Annotated in this window: 13 protein-coding genes; 3 read left to right on the top strand and 10 right to left on the bottom strand. The window is 33.3% G+C overall.

Annotated elements, in window-relative coordinates:
- Window positions 1-46: 46 nt before the first annotated feature.
- From CLOCL_RS00955 to CLOCL_RS00940, 4 genes are all read right to left on the bottom strand, one after another.
- On the bottom strand, window positions 47-313 hold the full coding sequence (locus CLOCL_RS00955; RefSeq protein ID WP_041714818.1) for a hypothetical protein: 267 nt from the start codon (window positions 311-313) through the stop codon (window positions 47-49).
- A 160-nt stretch (window positions 314-473) separates the two neighbouring features.
- On the bottom strand, window positions 474-1,196 hold the full coding sequence (locus CLOCL_RS00950; protein WP_014253581.1) for a DUF1444 domain-containing protein: 723 nt from the start codon (window positions 1,194-1,196) through the stop codon (window positions 474-476).
- A gap of 255 nt (window positions 1,197-1,451) precedes the next feature.
- On the bottom strand, window positions 1,452-3,731 hold the full coding sequence (locus CLOCL_RS00945) for a DEAD/DEAH box helicase (protein WP_014253580.1): 2,280 nt from the start codon (window positions 3,729-3,731) through the stop codon (window positions 1,452-1,454).
- Window positions 3,724-4,407: a BTB/POZ domain-containing protein gene (locus CLOCL_RS00940; RefSeq protein WP_014253579.1), complete on the bottom strand. Its 684-nt coding sequence runs from the start codon at window positions 4,405-4,407 to the stop codon at window positions 3,724-3,726. The genes CLOCL_RS00945 and CLOCL_RS00940 overlap by 8 nt, the downstream gene beginning before the upstream one ends.
- Before the next feature lie 389 nt (window positions 4,408-4,796).
- On the opposite strand from CLOCL_RS00940, the gene CLOCL_RS00935 reads away from it, so the two are divergent.
- The 3 genes from CLOCL_RS00935 to CLOCL_RS00925 all read left to right on the top strand — a co-directional run bounded on the left by CLOCL_RS00935 (window position 4,797) and on the right by CLOCL_RS00925 (window position 6,897).
- Window positions 4,797-5,339 carry a hypothetical protein gene (locus tag CLOCL_RS00935; RefSeq protein ID WP_014253578.1) on the top strand — a complete coding sequence of 181 codons (543 nt, stop codon included), beginning with the start codon at window positions 4,797-4,799 and terminating at the stop codon, window positions 5,337-5,339.
- Between the two features lie 137 nt (window positions 5,340-5,476).
- Entirely contained in the window at window positions 5,477-6,013 is a 537-nt protein-coding gene (locus CLOCL_RS00930) for a hypothetical protein (RefSeq protein WP_014253577.1), read from the top strand.
- Window positions 6,014-6,108: 95 nt separating this feature from the next.
- On the top strand, window positions 6,109-6,897 hold the full coding sequence (locus CLOCL_RS00925) for a hypothetical protein (protein ID WP_014253576.1): 789 nt from the start codon (window positions 6,109-6,111) through the stop codon (window positions 6,895-6,897).
- Between the two features lie 112 nt (window positions 6,898-7,009).
- Here CLOCL_RS00925 and CLOCL_RS00920 read toward each other — a convergent pair whose 3' ends face one another.
- The 6 genes from CLOCL_RS00920 to tcmP form a co-directional block, all read right to left on the bottom strand.
- Window positions 7,010-7,888, bottom strand: a complete 879-nt coding sequence (locus CLOCL_RS00920; protein ID WP_014253575.1) for an ADP-ribosylglycohydrolase family protein — start codon at window positions 7,886-7,888, stop codon at window positions 7,010-7,012.
- Between the two features lie 23 nt (window positions 7,889-7,911).
- Window positions 7,912-10,896 (bottom strand): type I restriction endonuclease subunit R, encoded by a 2,985-nt coding sequence (locus CLOCL_RS00915; protein WP_014253574.1) that lies wholly within the window; start codon window positions 10,894-10,896, stop codon window positions 7,912-7,914.
- Window positions 10,897-10,920: 24 nt separating this feature from the next.
- Window positions 10,921-12,213 carry a restriction endonuclease subunit S gene (locus CLOCL_RS00910; protein WP_014253573.1) on the bottom strand — a complete coding sequence of 431 codons (1,293 nt, stop codon included), beginning with the start codon at window positions 12,211-12,213 and terminating at the stop codon, window positions 10,921-10,923.
- Window positions 12,210-14,228, bottom strand: a complete 2,019-nt coding sequence (locus CLOCL_RS00905; protein ID WP_014253572.1) for a type I restriction-modification system subunit M — start codon at window positions 14,226-14,228, stop codon at window positions 12,210-12,212. The genes CLOCL_RS00910 and CLOCL_RS00905 overlap by 4 nt, the downstream gene beginning before the upstream one ends.
- 220 nt (window positions 14,229-14,448) lie before the next feature.
- Entirely contained in the window at window positions 14,449-15,222 is a 774-nt protein-coding gene (locus CLOCL_RS00900) for a radical SAM protein (RefSeq protein WP_014253571.1), read from the bottom strand.
- Between the two features lie 10 nt (window positions 15,223-15,232).
- Window positions 15,233-16,312: a three-Cys-motif partner protein TcmP gene (gene tcmP / locus CLOCL_RS00895; RefSeq protein WP_041714816.1), complete on the bottom strand. Its 1,080-nt coding sequence runs from the start codon at window positions 16,310-16,312 to the stop codon at window positions 15,233-15,235.
- Between the last annotated feature and the right edge of the window lie 130 nt (window positions 16,313-16,442).

Here is a 16,442-nt window from a genome sequence, read left to right as displayed (position 1 = left end):
GCCTTATCCCCAAAGCCTTATTCCTTTATCCTAATTTTCCTTAACCCTAACCACCTTGTTCCCTTATAAACTGAAATAAGTCTGAATTATCCATTTCCCTAAAATCATCGGCTTTTATAATATTTGTTAGAATTATCGAGTTGTTATTTTTACTCATTTCACCGACTAAAGCAAACCTAAAATCTTTATCATAGGCAATTACAAAATCCTGGTCTTTTTCTATTTTTATCGTTTCTAGTTGTTTTATAATGTCTTCTTTTCTTAATTCATATTTATCAACTAGTTCAGTGCATTCTATAATAACCTTATTCATATAAGCAAACTTCTCCCTTCTTATTACTATACGCTCTATTATATTGTAGGAACCTTAAACCTTTCAACCATATTCCCAAACACGTCTTTGATAGTATCTATACATATTTATGTTCTTTGTTCCTTATTCCTTAACCCTCATCTATTATACCTATCACCCCTTAACACACCTTCATATATATTCCCTCTTTTCGCCTGTATACTGAATCAGAAACCTTATTTGGGTCGGTATCGGTTTCTACTAAATATTTAAGTAGTTGCTGATTGCAATAACTAAACTTTGCAACAAGAAAAAAGGAATTGCTGGGAATTGCAATTAATATGTCATCTCCTATCTTCCTCTGTATCTGTTTATTCAATGCTTCTGATAAAAGCAGCGAACTGGCATAATCGGTAGTATACCTTAATGTATACGCTTGTAATCCATCATCTAAAGGTACTAAAGCAGCAGTAATTCTGTTTATGTTCTCAATAGCCTTTTTCTTTAGTAGCGAAAATTCTACATCGTCATCAATAGTAAAGAAACGGAATGTTTCTCCCATATCTGAAACATATAGTACATCAATATCTAAAAATGCTTTTTCCCTGTAAAACTGGACTTTTGAATTTATTCCAAAATCATGTCTTTTTAATATCGGGTATGCATTAGCATAATCCACTTTAAATTTGTATTTGTTTAATATTTCAGAAGCAATTTTTACGTATAATTCTTTTGTGTTACAGTAGTCTGTCATTTGATACTCTCTATACATACTGCCGAGCGGAAGTTCTACATAGGTTACTCCAGAGCCAAGATGAATTAAGTTTTCTCCTACTTTTACTTCTGGAAATACCTTCTTAAAATCATGTAGAATTTTTTCCGTGAACTCATCAACAGTAAGCATCCTTTCATCCTCCTTAAACCGTGTCCCTTTATTCTTAAGCCAAGCACTAACGTCACTTTTCTTCCCTAATGACCAATCAATAATTTAAAAAGGCACACCCCCATTACGTTTAATTCCAGTTGCAAAACTGACCGTAAAGGAGATATGCCTCCATCCGTGTTTTATTCCTTACAACCTAAATCCTTTGCATCTATATTCCTTATATCCTACTCAGAATGATAGCGCAATTTGTTAGTGTTTGCAATGCTATTTAACTTATTCCTCTATTCTTAAATATCCATAATTCTTCAATTGTTTCAACTCAACATCCATATCATATCCTAAAGCCTTCAACCCTCTTTTATATGTATCCTGTAACTCCCCATAGCCACCTTCCCTGTATCTGATAATCATGCGCCTTAAAAACTTTGCAAGATAGATGTTCTCTCCTCCCGTAGGACAAAACAAATTTATTAGCGTAGCATATTCTGTAGTTTTCTCCCCATCTTCTTCATTATTACTTTTCTTAGATTTTCGTATAATCCTTCCCAGTCTTTGTATCTGCTGCCTTTCATCTTGATTGCCTTGGAATACAAAAGCCATGTCTGCTTTAGGAACATCTATCCCTTCATCTAAAGCCTCTACAGCAATGAGAATATTAGCAACTCCGCTTTTAAACTTATTAATTACCTCTTCTTTTATGCCTCTCTTATCATTTGAATTATAAATAACAACCGATTCGTCACAATATTTATTCTTTAGTATTTTATATATTTTCTTATTTGCATCATCAATCCGCTCTGCAAATATAATAACTCTATGCCCCTTGAAAATATCCATATTATTTATAAGTTCTTTTTCCCGCATTCCCATACCATACAAAATGCTTTGTTTTGCCTGATGTGCAACAGTTAGATTTCTAGCGCTCCATGCAATTTCCATATCATCATTCACATTTTCATTATACCAATCATTAAACTCAATTAACCATTGGGGCTTTCGATTATTATAAGCATCTTTAAATTTCTTTTTCTTACTTTTAACATAATCTATTATTTTTTTATACTTCTTATTTTGTATTATGTCATAAGCAAGGTAAATCAAAAAATCTTCCTCGTAATTTTTATGTAGTCTATCTAGTACTTCTTTAAAATCGTCTTTAGAATACTCGAATCTTTCTTTACTAATTTTATATTTCTTAAATTCCTCGGAAGTAAAATCAACACGTATATCATTAATAATCGGGGTAGCAATAATTCCCTCGTCTATAGCCCTGATTAAATCATATTCATAAATAATGTTACCTAATCTTTTCTCCAACTCCCTGGTTTTCATTGGATTAGTCTGTTCGGGAGTTGCACTTAAGCCAATGGAAAAAAACTTTATATTTGTCTTCTTGTCTTTTGTAATTTCATTGAAACAATTTAGCATATCCAAATTATTATCAGAACCATATCTATGGCATTCATCAGCAATAACAAAATAGTATGAATCTGAATAATCCCCTCCTATTGGTTCTACCAATGCTGAACAATGCAAATGTCTTTCCAAATATTTTTGTGCTGAATTATTAATATAAATAGTAAAAGTTCTCAACTCCTTCTTTCCATCCCCAACCCTTCCTATTTTTTTAGCAGGCACATGGAATGTATCTTTTAACACTTCTTCCCATTGATTTTGTAAAGCAATACTAGGAACAATTATAGCAACCCTTATACTATACCCTTCTTCGATGACCCGCTGAAGGCAATTGAGAGCAAAAATTGTTTTTCCACATCCTGTAGCAACTTTAAAAATTCCCCTGTAATTATTTATTTTCCACGTCTCATATGCTTCTTCCTGCCAGTTGTAAAGGGTTACATCTTTGAGTTTATATTCTTTATCATCTTCATCAATATCATTACTTAGTTCCCGCTCAAGGTCATTTAGCATCATTTCTTTGTAATCATATAACTTTGTCATTTTCTCAATACACTTACGTAGATACTCCTCAACCCGCTGAATCCCATCAATAATTCTATCTTTTTCACATAACATGTATATAACATAGACATATTCTTCTGATGTATTATATTCTAATTCTTCAATAACAATTTCATCATGCTGCACTTCTTCCAATATCCAGTCAGGAATTCCTTTAACTTTTACTGTGATTTTTGTTATGTAATCATCTATACTTTCTGTTGAAATATTGCTTATATTACTTGACTTATAAAACTTAACTAATAAAGCACATATTTCATCATCTAACTTTATGGTCTCATCTTTTAAAACCTTGCATTCATGCTTAATTTTTCCTATCATATCATTATTTAAATTTAATTTTTCTATCTCTGCATTAATTCTCCAAAACTCTTTGTTATACTCTAATAGAAACTTTTTAATACTTCTCAGTTTTTCAGTAAAACCCTTAAGACTTTCACAATTATAAATATTTTCTCCATATAATTCAAACCCTGTCTCTAAATCAGCAATTACTATTTTTACGGCTTCATTTAATCTTTTTATTTCATTAAATTGACTGTAAATAACCTTTATGTCCTGAGATTTATTCATATATTTCCCCTTCCTTCAGATATTCTTCTATATGTTTTACCTCTAATTCTATTTCTTCCTGTGCATGGATATAACTTATTTGATTAAGGTATGTTCTCAATGCGTTTTTCATAATTTCCTTGTATGTAAGCCCGGAAACATTCTTAAAAATTGTAGCAGCATAATAATCTATTTCACATATTTTCCACGAATAGTGCTCTGTTAGATGGTCAAATTTATCTGTCACATGACAGGACTTTTCTTTGACAAAATCGTTATAGTCGGTCATTATTCTTTCAATTTCTTCATCAGTCAGATAAACTTGTTGAAGACCTTTTCCTTTATTATAAAAAACTATTTTATAAAAAACAGAAGGTATGGAGTATCGTAAAGCATAAGTAAAGATATTTTTAATATTATTATCTTGACGTTCTATATCTGCATCCGCAATTCTCTTCATTTTCTGCCAAAGATATATTTGAAAATCATTAAAATCCTGCGCTGCTTTTAGGTCTACTTTGTAAATTTCCCAACCACAATTTTTAAACTTGTTATTATTAATCCTAATCCGACTGATTCCCAATCTTTCATTATGTGATGAAACAGTCATGGATTTAAGTTTATCACACTCATTATTTGAATTCCTGCTTTCACCAGAAACATTGCTATAAATAATCCCGTTATTGCCCTCTTGCATATGACAACACCTCTCAAGATATAACTTGCAACTTAGTTATTCATACTTTTAGTTATAAATAAGTATATTATAACATCATTCTTGATTCAAGAATAGGGTGGTAATATATTATTGCATTTTTCTTGTTTCAAGAATAAGGTCATAATATATTATTACACATAAATCTTATAACAAAATGTCTCTTTTCAAGAATTAATGCCTGTGTTGTATATTTTGTTAATTTTTTTATTTTTTGTATTGACAACCTTTTTTAGTCATGTTATGATATACTTGGGTAGATGTTATCTAAATTCATACATTGGCCAGTGTTATGGATTATAGGAAGACAGGAACTATATGTTCTATGTCTTTTTTTATTCCCAAAAATCAAAAAGAAAGGGTTGAGTAGAATGATTGTTATAAATAATGTAACAAAAAATCATATTATAGAGGCAGATTATATTTGCCTCGATATTACAAAGCAAGAGGTTAAAAATATAAATTTAAGAAGAGCCAGACAGACACTTAAAGCATTCGAAGATGCTGGTAAGCAGGGTAAAAATAAACTAATAATTGGTTTCAAGGGCTATGAAAATACATCAAAAGACATCTATGAAATCAAAGAAATTAGAAAATATGCAAAAAAATTATTTGATGAGTTCCCTCATATTTTTTATTTTCTTTCAAATGTTGTTTATTCAAGAACTGCTTTCTTACATTGTCTGTATGATGAAAATGCAGTTAGAAGAATTTCACCATTAAATGTTGCAATAGTGCCTTCGGAATATTCAGAATATATTAATAGAAAAGTAATCGATGGAATATTAGATTATGGGACAAAAATTGGAGAAAGTGAAACAGAATTGTGGCAACTTATAGATGAGGTGTTAAGACCAAAACGTAATACAGAACTTTTTAAGATATTATCCGAGTTAACAAGGGTTAATAAATAACACAAAATGTCAAAACTTTGAATTGTTAAACTTTTAGTAAATAATACGGCTTATATTTGTAGTGCTAATTTTACTTGCTACCTAGATTAAATATCTAGGTAGCATTTTTTATAACCAATCTGAAAGGAGAATGAATTATGCTTGAATTTAAAATTGGGGCTCCATTCCCCATGTTTAAAAACTATCAGAAAAGAGAAGGCGCCGTTTTGGAAGTTTCCAAAGAGGGTGGCTATTTCCTTCCAATCTATTTACACGGAATTCTGCCTGAAGAAATTAATGCTATAAAAACTGGAACTATTGAATTTAGAATATATGAAGATAGTAATACAGGTTTCATTTTAACACTTGTTCGGATGGGCAAAAAGTCTCTTACCTTTGAGATTGTATTCGACCCGACTCTATATAAGGATGGAAGAGCAGATATCTCGGTGTATAAAAAAAGCAACATTTTAAACATATATGGGATTGAGTCTCAAAACAATATTATACAGTGCATGAGGGCTGTGGCTATCCCTCCCGCTTTGCAGGAAAAATGGCTGAAGTCCTGGGCGAAAATGCTTTCTATGGGTAATTGTAATAAACAATATATGGACTGGATATTCAGACTTTACAGATTTGACCTTAATACACTTTGGTCGTATTCCACATATGTAGCAAAAATTATCAGGGGTTAACAGCCGATAATAATATTTATTTGGAGTTGCTTAAACATATACAGAGCAACTCCTCTTTTATATTCAAAATATTAAATTTGAAAGGAGAATAAAATATGTATAACAATAATGATTATTTTAAACGTATTGAGAAAAGGTCAGAGGAGTTATGGGAAAATTTTATAACATCAAAATGTTTTATTACTAAACTGCCTTTAGAACTGTTTTGGTTAGAAATGCAACAAGAAAGGAACAAAATATTAGATGCACTTAATAACAGGGTTTTATCTAAACCAATGATGAATTTGATGGGCACAGCCAACTATTTTATTGTCAATGATTTAGGTTATGGGGAAGTATGTGAAAAATGCCACAATAGCGGGAGTGTTATTTATCTATCAGATAGCAACTATTTATCAGGATTGGAAGAAAAAATATTTATCCCCTATTTTAAAACATATTATGCACTTAATATCCAACCTGAAAGTGCTACCTTTGCCGAAAACTTTCCTATTCCAGTAAATTATAAAACTGATTACTGGTACTGCCCTTATTGCAATGAACTGCATAAGTTTAAATATGATGAAGAATTAGGTTTATTATATGACCAAGAAGTTGTGGATATAAAAAAACTTTTGGAATCATCTGAACATAAAGATTTCATATGTGATATTCTGAAATTACACTTGCTAATGGAAAACAACCTAAAAAGAGAGCAGGAGAAAAGTAAGATTACTCCTACTTTAAAGCAAATTTCACAGGCTAAAAAAACTAACAAACCTGTCCTCATCAGTAAGTGGATGGAAAAGTGTAATGACCCTGATGAGGAATGTTCTTGGGATATTGTATATAAGTACGTTCTTACAAATGGTAAAATAAAATTTGAAAGAACCCATACTTATTAATAACGAACAAGTCAGTTCTATCAAGATATATAAATTGATAGAACTGACTTGTTTCTTTATTTTTATCTCTTCGTAAGCCGAATATCCAATACCCTTACTACCACTTTCAAAATTAACCTTTAAAAATCCGCTGTGCGATTGAAATCAACTGCTCTTTTGCCAATATCTTTTCCTTCCACCTCTCAGGGATAGCATCATAGCCATAGTATACTCCCGCTATTCCTCCTGTAATTGCGGCTATAGTATCTGCATCTCCGCCCAGATTGGCCGCTTCACATACGGCATCCTCAAAGGAAGATGTGTTAATAAAACACCATAATGCACATATTAAGGTGTCAACCACATATCCCGTTGGCCTTAATTCTTCTTTTGACAACTGGAATACCTGCTTATATTCTGGATACTTTACTATGTACTCTCTTATACAAGGCACTTTAGGCTTACCATTGAGATACTGGTAAACTAACAGATTATAAAACTGGCAGGCATCTGTTGCTTTTTGGTCATAATGAGTAAGCAGACTTTGCGAAGCAGTTATCTCAAGCATTCTATCGATGTCATTGTAATAAAGCGCAACTGGCAAGCACCTCATTAGTGAACCATTTCCAGCACTCATTCCACCTGTTGTCTGATGAGCATAGTAGGCAGTTTTCATCCAGTCATTGCTTCGTTTATACTCACCAAGTGCAATTCGGATAATGTTGCCAATGTCCTTGGGTTTACTATCATACCATTTAATAAAGTGTTTTCCGATATCTTCGATAGGATTCTCTGGGTTGTCCAGGATGCCTTCTGCCACAGCAATAGTCATCATTGTATCATCCGTTACTTCCCCAGGTTCTAAATCCCAACAGCCTCCACCTATAATATCTTTTAAATATCCATATTTCCTTTCAATCTCATCCTTTGACATAAACTCAAGCGTTCCACCCAGAGCATCGCCGCAAGCAATTCCGAAAAGGCCTCCGAGTATTCGTTCATATCTATCCATTCCGATTCCTCCTCTAACATCCGCTAAGCCCTGCTGTTTAACTTCTCATAGGTCTCAACCAGCATATACTCCATAAGTGCATTCTTAAATTGTTCATCGTCTAAAACACGGGTAAAGAATGCCTGGTTCTGGTCCATCCTGTCAATTACTTTATTAATAAATACTTTTTCAAAAGCAAGTCTAAAGTCATCAATAGTATTTGTCTTAGCCTTTTGAACCAAATCCTCATCAGCAGCAAAATCCTCTTTAATCTGCTCTACCGATAATTGGTCCGCTTTTGTGAAGTCCGTTCCAAACCGCTTATTAAGACGCTCAATAATGCTGGACAGATATTCTTCCTGTTCTTCTTTTACCCCTGTTCCTGCAAATTTAACAGGTGTAACTGGTACTTCATCATCAGCAGTTAATGAGATACTCCCTTCAAATGTCTTTCTGGTAGTATAATACTCTAAAGCAATTTCATCAGCGAGGTGAACAGTGGAGCCTTTTCCCTTTGGAAGTTTTTTTAGCAGATATGTTAAATATACATACAACTTATGCAATTCAACATCCTCAAAAGGCGTGATTTGTAGAATGAATGAATAAAGCCTTATGTATTTCGTCGCTTGGCTACTGAAATCTTGCTTTCGCTGTTCCTCTAGTTTCTTAAACCTCTCTACGGTTATATCTATCAAGTGATTCAACATTGCCCTATCTTTGGAAGTCTTTTTATCCTTGGGCTTAAAATAAATATAAGCAAACTTATCCAATTCCTCTTTGAGATATACACCATAAGAATGTAGTTGAGTTTCAATATCATAAAGCAGGTTAGGCTCTGTCACTTCTTCCACAATGGTTGCCTGGTAATAGGGCTTGAAGGCTTCCTGAATATCCTCTGCCTTATTTACAAAGTCAAGGATAAAGGTATCATCTTTTCCTGTGCAGGTTCTATTGAGCCTTGATAAAGTCTGTACCGCCTTGACTCCTGACAACTTTTTATCCACATACATGGTATGTAAAAGGGGTTGGTCAAATCCTGTCTGGTACTTTTCTGCAACCAAAAGCACCTGGTACTCATCAGTGGCAAAACGTTCTGGAAGTTCTGATTCCTTAAATCCGTTCATGTCACTTTCTTTGTAATCTACACCGCCATCTTTTACTGTTCCCGAAAAGGCTACCAGGGTTTTCATATCTCTGTAGCCTTTCTTTTTGATATATTCATCAAAGGCATGCTTATAGCGTACTGCATGGAGCCTGGAACTGGTTACAACCATTGCCTTGGCCCTTCCGCCTATTTTATGCCTTGTTACGCTCCTGAAGTGTTCCACCATGATTTCAGTCTTTTGTGCAATGTTATGTGGGTGCAGGCTTACATATCGGGTTATTGCTTTAGTCGCTTTTGCTCTATCAAAGGTTGGGTCATCCTCTATTTTCTTTGCCAGTTTGAAGTATGTTTCATATGTAACATAGTTTTGAAGCACATCTAAAATAAAGCCTTCTTCAATTGCCTGCCTCATAGAGTATAAATGAAATGGATGGGGCAGTCCGTCAGGTCCTATTGTCCCGAACATCTCAAGAGTTTTTGCTTTAGGCGTAGCCGTAAAAGCAAAGAAACTGATATTAGGCTGTTTTCCCCTTTTCTTTATTGTTTTTAAAATCTCCTCCTCAGGGTCGTATTCTTTGCCCTCTAACTCTTCATCCAGTTTTGCCGCTTCTTCAAGGGTACTTACCGACAGCACTTCCCTTAAAGAAGCCATGTTTTCTCCTGCACTGCTGGAATGGGCCTCATCAATAATAACAGCATACTTACGATTTTCCAACTCTCCTACCTTTTCGATAATAAAGGGGAACTTTTGCAGAGTGGAAATAATTATTCTTGTTCCGCTCTTCAAGGCATCAGCCAATTGGTTGGAGTCTTTATCTATTTTTTGAACAACTCCATATTTGTGCTCCAACTGGTAAATGCTGTCCTGCAACTGCCTGTCCAAAACTCTTCTATCCGTAATAACAATAACCGAATCAAATACAGGGTTATCATTATCATCATGAAGATTGGCAAGTCTGTGGGCAAGCCATGATATGGAGTTGGTTTTGCCTGACCCTGCGCTATGCTGCACAAGATAGTTCGTCCCTACGCCTTTCTTTTTTGCATCGGCTTCCAGTTTCCTTACTACATCTAATTGGTGGTATCTTGGGAATATGACGGTTTCCGAGGTATAAGTATTACCGTCTATGTCTTTCTTTTCTTGAGTCTCTATAAATACAAATCTTTTTAATATGTCCATCAGGCTATCTTTTTGAAGTATCTCTTCCCAAAGATAATCCGTTTTTAAGCCATCAGGATTGTCTGGATTTCCTTTTCCTCCATCACAACCTTTATTAAATGGAAGAAAAGAAGTTTTATCTCCTGAAAGTCTCGTAGTCATATATGCTTCTTGAGTATCTACTGCAAAGAATACAATGGCTCTTTTCTTAAACTGAAACAACAGTTCATTAGGGCTTCTGTCTTTCTTGTACTGCATGATTGCATCTTGATATGTTTGACCAGTGAAAGGATTTTTAAGTTCTAAAACAACAACAGGAAGTCCATTGATACATATAAGCATATCTATACTGTTTTCGTTTTTAGTGCTGTAGTGTACCTGCCTTGTTACAGATATTCGATTTTTCTCATAGAGTTTTATCATTTCATCATTTAATTTGCTGGCAGGCCGGAAATAGGCAAGGTCTAAATACACACCATAGTCTTTAATTCCATGTCTTAATACATCAATCATGCCACGGTTGTTTAATTCCCTATTTAACCGGCTTAATAATTTAAACTGATACTGTTCCTTATATATTTCTCTTAATCTCTCCATCTTCTTTGGCTGTGTATCTTCTAAAAAATCAATAAGAAGTTTAGCATCAATGGCAAATTCTTTGTTATAGTCATCAGGATTACCCTTAATATATCCTGAATTTAATAGATGTTCTTCAACATATTCCTCAAAACCCTTTTCACTAAGTTCCACTGGAGTTTTTGCCAATTTTAATCACCCCTTTGATTCAAATTAATCAATCGCATAGTCCCTTACATAAATTTTACCTGTCACTGCTTCTGATATAAGAGATTGGCGGTATTCTTTTAGTTTTTCGATTTGTTTTTTTATTTCTATTACTAAACCATCTATTTCAGCAGTTTTTTTGTCAAGGAAATTTACAATATCATCTTGTTCATTCTTAGGAGGTAAAATTATTAATAAATTCTGGACATCTGTAACTGTAACCGCCTCGAACGTGCTACCTTTAGATTTAATAAAGAGTTCTTCTAGGCTAACATTCAAACTATACCATAAGTATTTCATTATAACTTTTTTTGCCGTAATTGCACATAAACCTCTTCCTATACCATATACTCTATCAGATATGTTGATTGCGCCAACAGGAGCCCTTACAGACAGAAGTATGTCATTAACTTTGGAAAATTTATTAGCAGTATTGCAGTACATTTTAGGTATTGGATGTACATTTGTAAATTCTGCATTTCCTTGCAAAAATGGTACCCCTATTTCATCATAACTACATTCTTCTGATTTTGGAGATTGACCCATTGTAATGTTAGATACATGCTTTAATTTTTTTACTTCCCAATGCTCTGGTATCTCACCTATCCACTCAATTCCTGAATCCTTCATCCTAACATTCGGATTAAGCCCTTTAGTAACGGCTTCGGTTATAATAGCCTGTCGTTTTTCCTGTAATAATTCAATCAATTTTTCCTTATCAGCAATTAAACCATCTATTACAGCAGTTTTTTGGTCAAGAAAATTAGCAATGGCTTTTTGTTCGTTTATTGAAGGTGTCAATAATTCAACCATAGACAAACTACTATTTGATAATTCTATAAAAGTAGTTCCTTGCCCTAAAACATTTAAATAAAAACTTATGCTATGCATCCAATAATAAAAATACTTTGGGTTAACTTTATTAATAGCAACAAGACTTTTACACCCTTGATTAGTGCATAGCGGTACTCCAGCAATAGCAACATACCCTATTGGTGCCCTAGTAGAGATAACAATACTACCTTTTGGCACTATTCTTGCTGAACAGTTATGCAACCCATCTTGTGTAATTTTTCTTTCAGAATCCACTATACATGCTTCAGTTAACTTACTTAAATCATTTGGCGTCACCCAAACAATTTCTCCATTCCAATAACTTTCTTCTGAACTACTCGGTGTTCCTCCATTTATAATTTTAAATACTCTTTTTAGAGGTTTTACTCCCCAATGCTCTGGTATCTCACCTATCCACTCAACCCCTGAATCCTTATACCTTTCATACCTTTTATATTTACTCATTCACCCATCACCTTCTTCAACTTCTCTGAAATGCTCTTTTCCAACTCTATTATCTCTCTCATAATCTCTTCAGAAGGCCTTAGGGGCTGGTATTTATAAAAATGCCTTGTGAAAGGTATTTCATATCCGATTTTAGTCTTGGTCTCATCTATCCAGGCATCAGGAACGTGAGGCTTTACTTCCCGTTCAAAGTACTCATGTATATCTTCTTTTAGAGGTACGTTTTCAGTATCCCTCAAGTCTGGGTCTGGCTCAGGGTTGCCTTTGCTGTCCACACAAATATCCGCTGTTTCATCTTTTTCGGAAAGGGCAGACAGGATGGCCTTTAAAAGTGCACTATCCAGTTTAATATCACTGTCTTTAAAAGCCTTCTTCAGCACTTTTGTAAATTCATCTCTATTTTTATACAAAATAGTAGAGTCCATTGTTTTTAAGGTTTCTATTATTTGCTGCTGCAGTTTCTTACCTTCTTCTATTTCTTTAAGCCCTGCTGTACCCTTTTTCTTTGACTTTGTAAGATTATTAAAGGCTGTTTCATTATATAAATTATTAATTCTTTCTTCAGTTACCTGAAAATTAAGCCTTAAAGGTCTCTCTACAACTATCTTCTGATATCCGAAATCTTCATTATCAAAAATCTTGCAGTATTCATTCTCTTTAAACTCACCATATATCCTGGTAATTTCTTTTATTTGCTCTTCAGTGATTTCATTTCTCTTGTTCCCAAGGCTTTTCCTCATTTTCTGATAGAAATCCACTGCATTGACCAACTGTATTTTCCCTGTCCTTACAGGGCCCTTCATTGGGTCACTATTTTTACGATTAGTTACTATCCAGATATAGGTAGAAATACCTGTGTTGTAGAATAACTGGTCAGGCAGTGCAATAATCCCTTCAAGCATATCATTTTCAATTATCCAGCGCCTTATTTCCGATTCTCCTGAACCTGCATCCCCCGTAAACAATGGTGAGCCGTTAAAGATAATAGCAATACGGCTGCCTTTTTCGTCCTGCTTCATCTTGGAGATTAAGTGCTGCAGAAATAAAAGGGAACCATCAGATATTCTGGGAAGTCCAGCACCAAATCTACCGTTAAATCCTTCTTTCTCATATTCTTCACGGATAAACTTCTCTGCTTTCTTCCATTCAACACCGAAAGGCGGATTGGTGAGCATGTATCTAAAGGTTCTGCCCCTATGTCCATCTTCCGTAAAACTGTCGCCTAAAATGATGTTATCTGCGTTTTGCCCTTTTATGAGCATGTCGGATTTGCAGATACTAAAGGACTGAGGGTTTATCTCCTGTCCAAATAATTCGACCTGTATTCCTGGGTTTAACTCCTTAAGATATTGCTCTGCAACTGAAAGCATGCCTCCCGTCCCCGCACAGCAGTCGTATACAGTTACAACTAGCCCAGGCTGTGTTAATTCCTCGTTATCTTCATTCAGGAGAATATTTACCATAAGCCTGATAACCTCACGAGGAGTATAGTGGTCTCCTGCCTCCGCATGTTCAGAAAATCTCCTGATAAGTTCCTCAAAAATGTAACCCATTTCGGTATTGCTTACCACATCTGGATGCAAGTCTATCTTATTAAACTCAGATACCACTAGATAAAGCAGGTTGTTATCATTAAGTTTTGTAATTTGCTTATCAAAGTCAAAGTGTTCTATAATTTCCCTGGCGTTCTTGGAAAAGCCGTTAATATAATTTCTTAAATTGTTTGCGATATTATCGGGGTCAGCCAATAATTTTTCAAAATCATATTTACTGGTATTATTGAATTCCTGCTTTGATATCCTATTTAAAACAGGGTCCATGTTTTGGAGCCCTGACTTCTTTAAGGTCTCATACTTTTCCAATACTTCCTGCTTAGTGGCTGCAAGAACGCAGTCAAACCTCCTGAGTACGGCCATAGGCAGTATTACATCGCCGTATTGTTCTTTTTTATAAGGCCCTCGTAAAAGTTCCGCTATGCTCCATATAAAGTTAACTTTATCCTGAAAGTTAATCAACTTTATCACTCCTACGTTATTTAATTTATTTTTAAATAGAAGTATAATTTGTTACTTTTACATCCATATAAAACCAAATATCTTAATATATAGAATTCTACATTTTTTGCTATTTCCTTTGTTTTTCATTACCTTTATGTGGTGACTCCCTAACTGCTAATAACATCTATTAATCATGCTAACAAAATAAAAACTATAAACATATAACTGCTTACAGTTCTTAAACATCTTGTTTCATCGTCAATGTTCCATTTTTAATATGATATTGCTTATTATTCTTTTGGCAATAATTAATAACTTGAAAACTCGCATTGTTATAAAAATTTTTATAGTCTGGATATTGAGTTACTTTGGAATTATAATTTAAACGACCAAATATTATTTTATCAGCAAAATTAACAGCATTTAATATATCTTGCAAATCCTGGTCGATTATATTAGGTGTAGGATAAGGTTCAATACTTACCCATGTTTTGATTCCTTTCTTATGAAGTTCATATAAACTGTTTATTCTTTCATTATAAGGCGCTGAATAAGGCTCATATTGTTTTCGATATTCTTCGCTTAACGATATTAATGTGATTCCAACTTCATTTTCTTTACCTAATTGTGCTAATTCTATAGGCAATATCCCTTTTGTTAGCGTAGTACATTTGATATTAGCATTATTTAAAATATTTATTAATTTAAGAGTTAATTCTGCCACTTCTTCATATCCATACATAAACGGGTCTGTTGTAAAACTAAAATGTACAGACTTTATTTTATCTTTTAATTTGGGAATTTCTCTTTCTAAAAGTTCAACAGAATTTTCAACAATTATAGGTTTAATCCACTCTTCATATGTTTTTACTCTACCAAATCTTTTTGCCATTAAAAAAGCATAACATGGATATCTACAACCATGTGAGCATCCTTGTACATGGTTTATCGTATAATCTCCATATTCAACTTCCGTTTTATATAATAAAGTTTTCCTTTTTATGTATTTCATACAATCTCCCTTAACTAAATATTATCAAATCTTTATCTTGAATGCTATTTTCAGTTTTACTGGTAATATGTTTAACCTCTACCTTGCCTTCTTTACGTAATTCCTTCAAAGCACTCCTTATATCACTTTCCAAATAAGGAACCTCATCTATATTTTCTTCTATGATATCATAAAAACTTATTTTTGTATTAGAATATTTGTTAAGCAAATATTGTTTTATTTCATATAACTTGATATCCTCTTGGTCAAATAAGGATAGATACCCATGTTTTGGTCCCATATACTCAACTTTACCATAATTGTATTTTGCAAAAGATGACTTCATTACCACACATCCCTTCTGATGATTAGTCAGATGAAATAAATAATAATACGTTCTATCGCGATTTGGAAACGATATACGATAATAATATACAAACTTTGAAATTCTTTTAAGTTGTCTTCTGTATAGTGAAACTATATCTTGCTCTCTGTTATTACTCCGCTCATTTATTATCTTTTTCCAATCATCACAACCAAAAAGTTTATCAATAGTTTTTTCGATTTTCTCTGCACCTAAAAACTCGTTTATTCTTGTATACATAAAATTTAAAAATATCTCTGACTTTGGCACAGTCATAATTCTTTTCAGCGTATCATAATTTATTTTAAAACCAAATGGGTCTATAAAAAAGAAAGTAGGTGCAAGATTACCATTTGTAGCATCAAAGATTTTATTTATTTCTTCATCAAAATCGCCTTGTATAAAATAAGGTTTAATTGTTATTTGATTATATTCGAAAACTTTTTTGAGATTTTCTATATTTTCTTCTTCTTTCTCTATTATTACAATATTTACTTTTCTATATAAATTCTGTTGATTTTTTTGAACTGCTTTTGCTACACGTATGGGAGAACCATAGTATACTTTATCATTATCTTTATATGCTCCACATCCACCAAAACAGTCGAAATAATTAAGTTTATGATAACAGCCTACTATCTTTATCCATTTATCAATATACTCTTCAAGCACTTCATGTTTCATTTTAGTTTGTCCTTCATAATTCCAAAAGAAAAAATCATACCCATCCATATAAATTTTACCCATATTTACACCCCACATAAATAGATGTTAACATAAAATAACAAGAAAACCTATTATAAACATTTCAATAATTATACTAATTTACCAAAAATTCTTGATATTATTTTATGATAAAATCTTTCAATATTCAATA

Origin of the sequence: Acetivibrio clariflavus DSM 19732, assembly GCF_000237085.1 — a bacterium.
Classification (GTDB): Bacteria; Bacillota; Clostridia; order Acetivibrionales; family Acetivibrionaceae; genus Acetivibrio; species Acetivibrio clariflavus.
This window is presented reverse-complemented; position numbering and strand designations above follow the sequence as displayed.

Bases quoted from the DNA above. Each gene is read 5' to 3' on its own strand.
- CLOCL_RS00945 (WP_014253580.1), bottom strand. From the start codon at position 3,731: ATGAATAAATCTCAGGACATAAAGGTTATTTACAGTCAATTTAATGAA.
- CLOCL_RS00955 (WP_041714818.1), bottom strand. From the start codon at position 313: ATGAATAAGGTTATTATAGAATGCACTGAACTAGTTGATAAATATGAA.
- CLOCL_RS00925 (WP_014253576.1), top strand. From the start codon at position 6,109: ATGTATAACAATAATGATTATTTTAAACGTATTGAGAAAAGGTCAGAG.
- CLOCL_RS00910 (WP_014253573.1), bottom strand. From the start codon at position 12,213: ATGAGTAAATATAAAAGGTATGAAAGGTATAAGGATTCAGGGGTTGAG.
- CLOCL_RS00920 (WP_014253575.1), bottom strand. From the start codon at position 7,888: ATGGATAGATATGAACGAATACTCGGAGGCCTTTTCGGAATTGCTTGC.
- CLOCL_RS00900 (WP_014253571.1), bottom strand. From the start codon at position 15,222: ATGAAATACATAAAAAGGAAAACTTTATTATATAAAACGGAAGTTGAA.
- CLOCL_RS00950 (WP_014253581.1), bottom strand. From the start codon at position 1,196: ATGCTTACTGTTGATGAGTTCACGGAAAAAATTCTACATGATTTTAAG.
- CLOCL_RS00940 (WP_014253579.1), bottom strand. From the start codon at position 4,407: ATGCAAGAGGGCAATAACGGGATTATTTATAGCAATGTTTCTGGTGAA.
- CLOCL_RS00930 (WP_014253577.1), top strand. From the start codon at position 5,477: ATGCTTGAATTTAAAATTGGGGCTCCATTCCCCATGTTTAAAAACTAT.
- CLOCL_RS00935 (WP_014253578.1), top strand. From the start codon at position 4,797: ATGATTGTTATAAATAATGTAACAAAAAATCATATTATAGAGGCAGAT.
- tcmP (WP_041714816.1), bottom strand. From the start codon at position 16,312: ATGGGTAAAATTTATATGGATGGGTATGATTTTTTCTTTTGGAATTAT.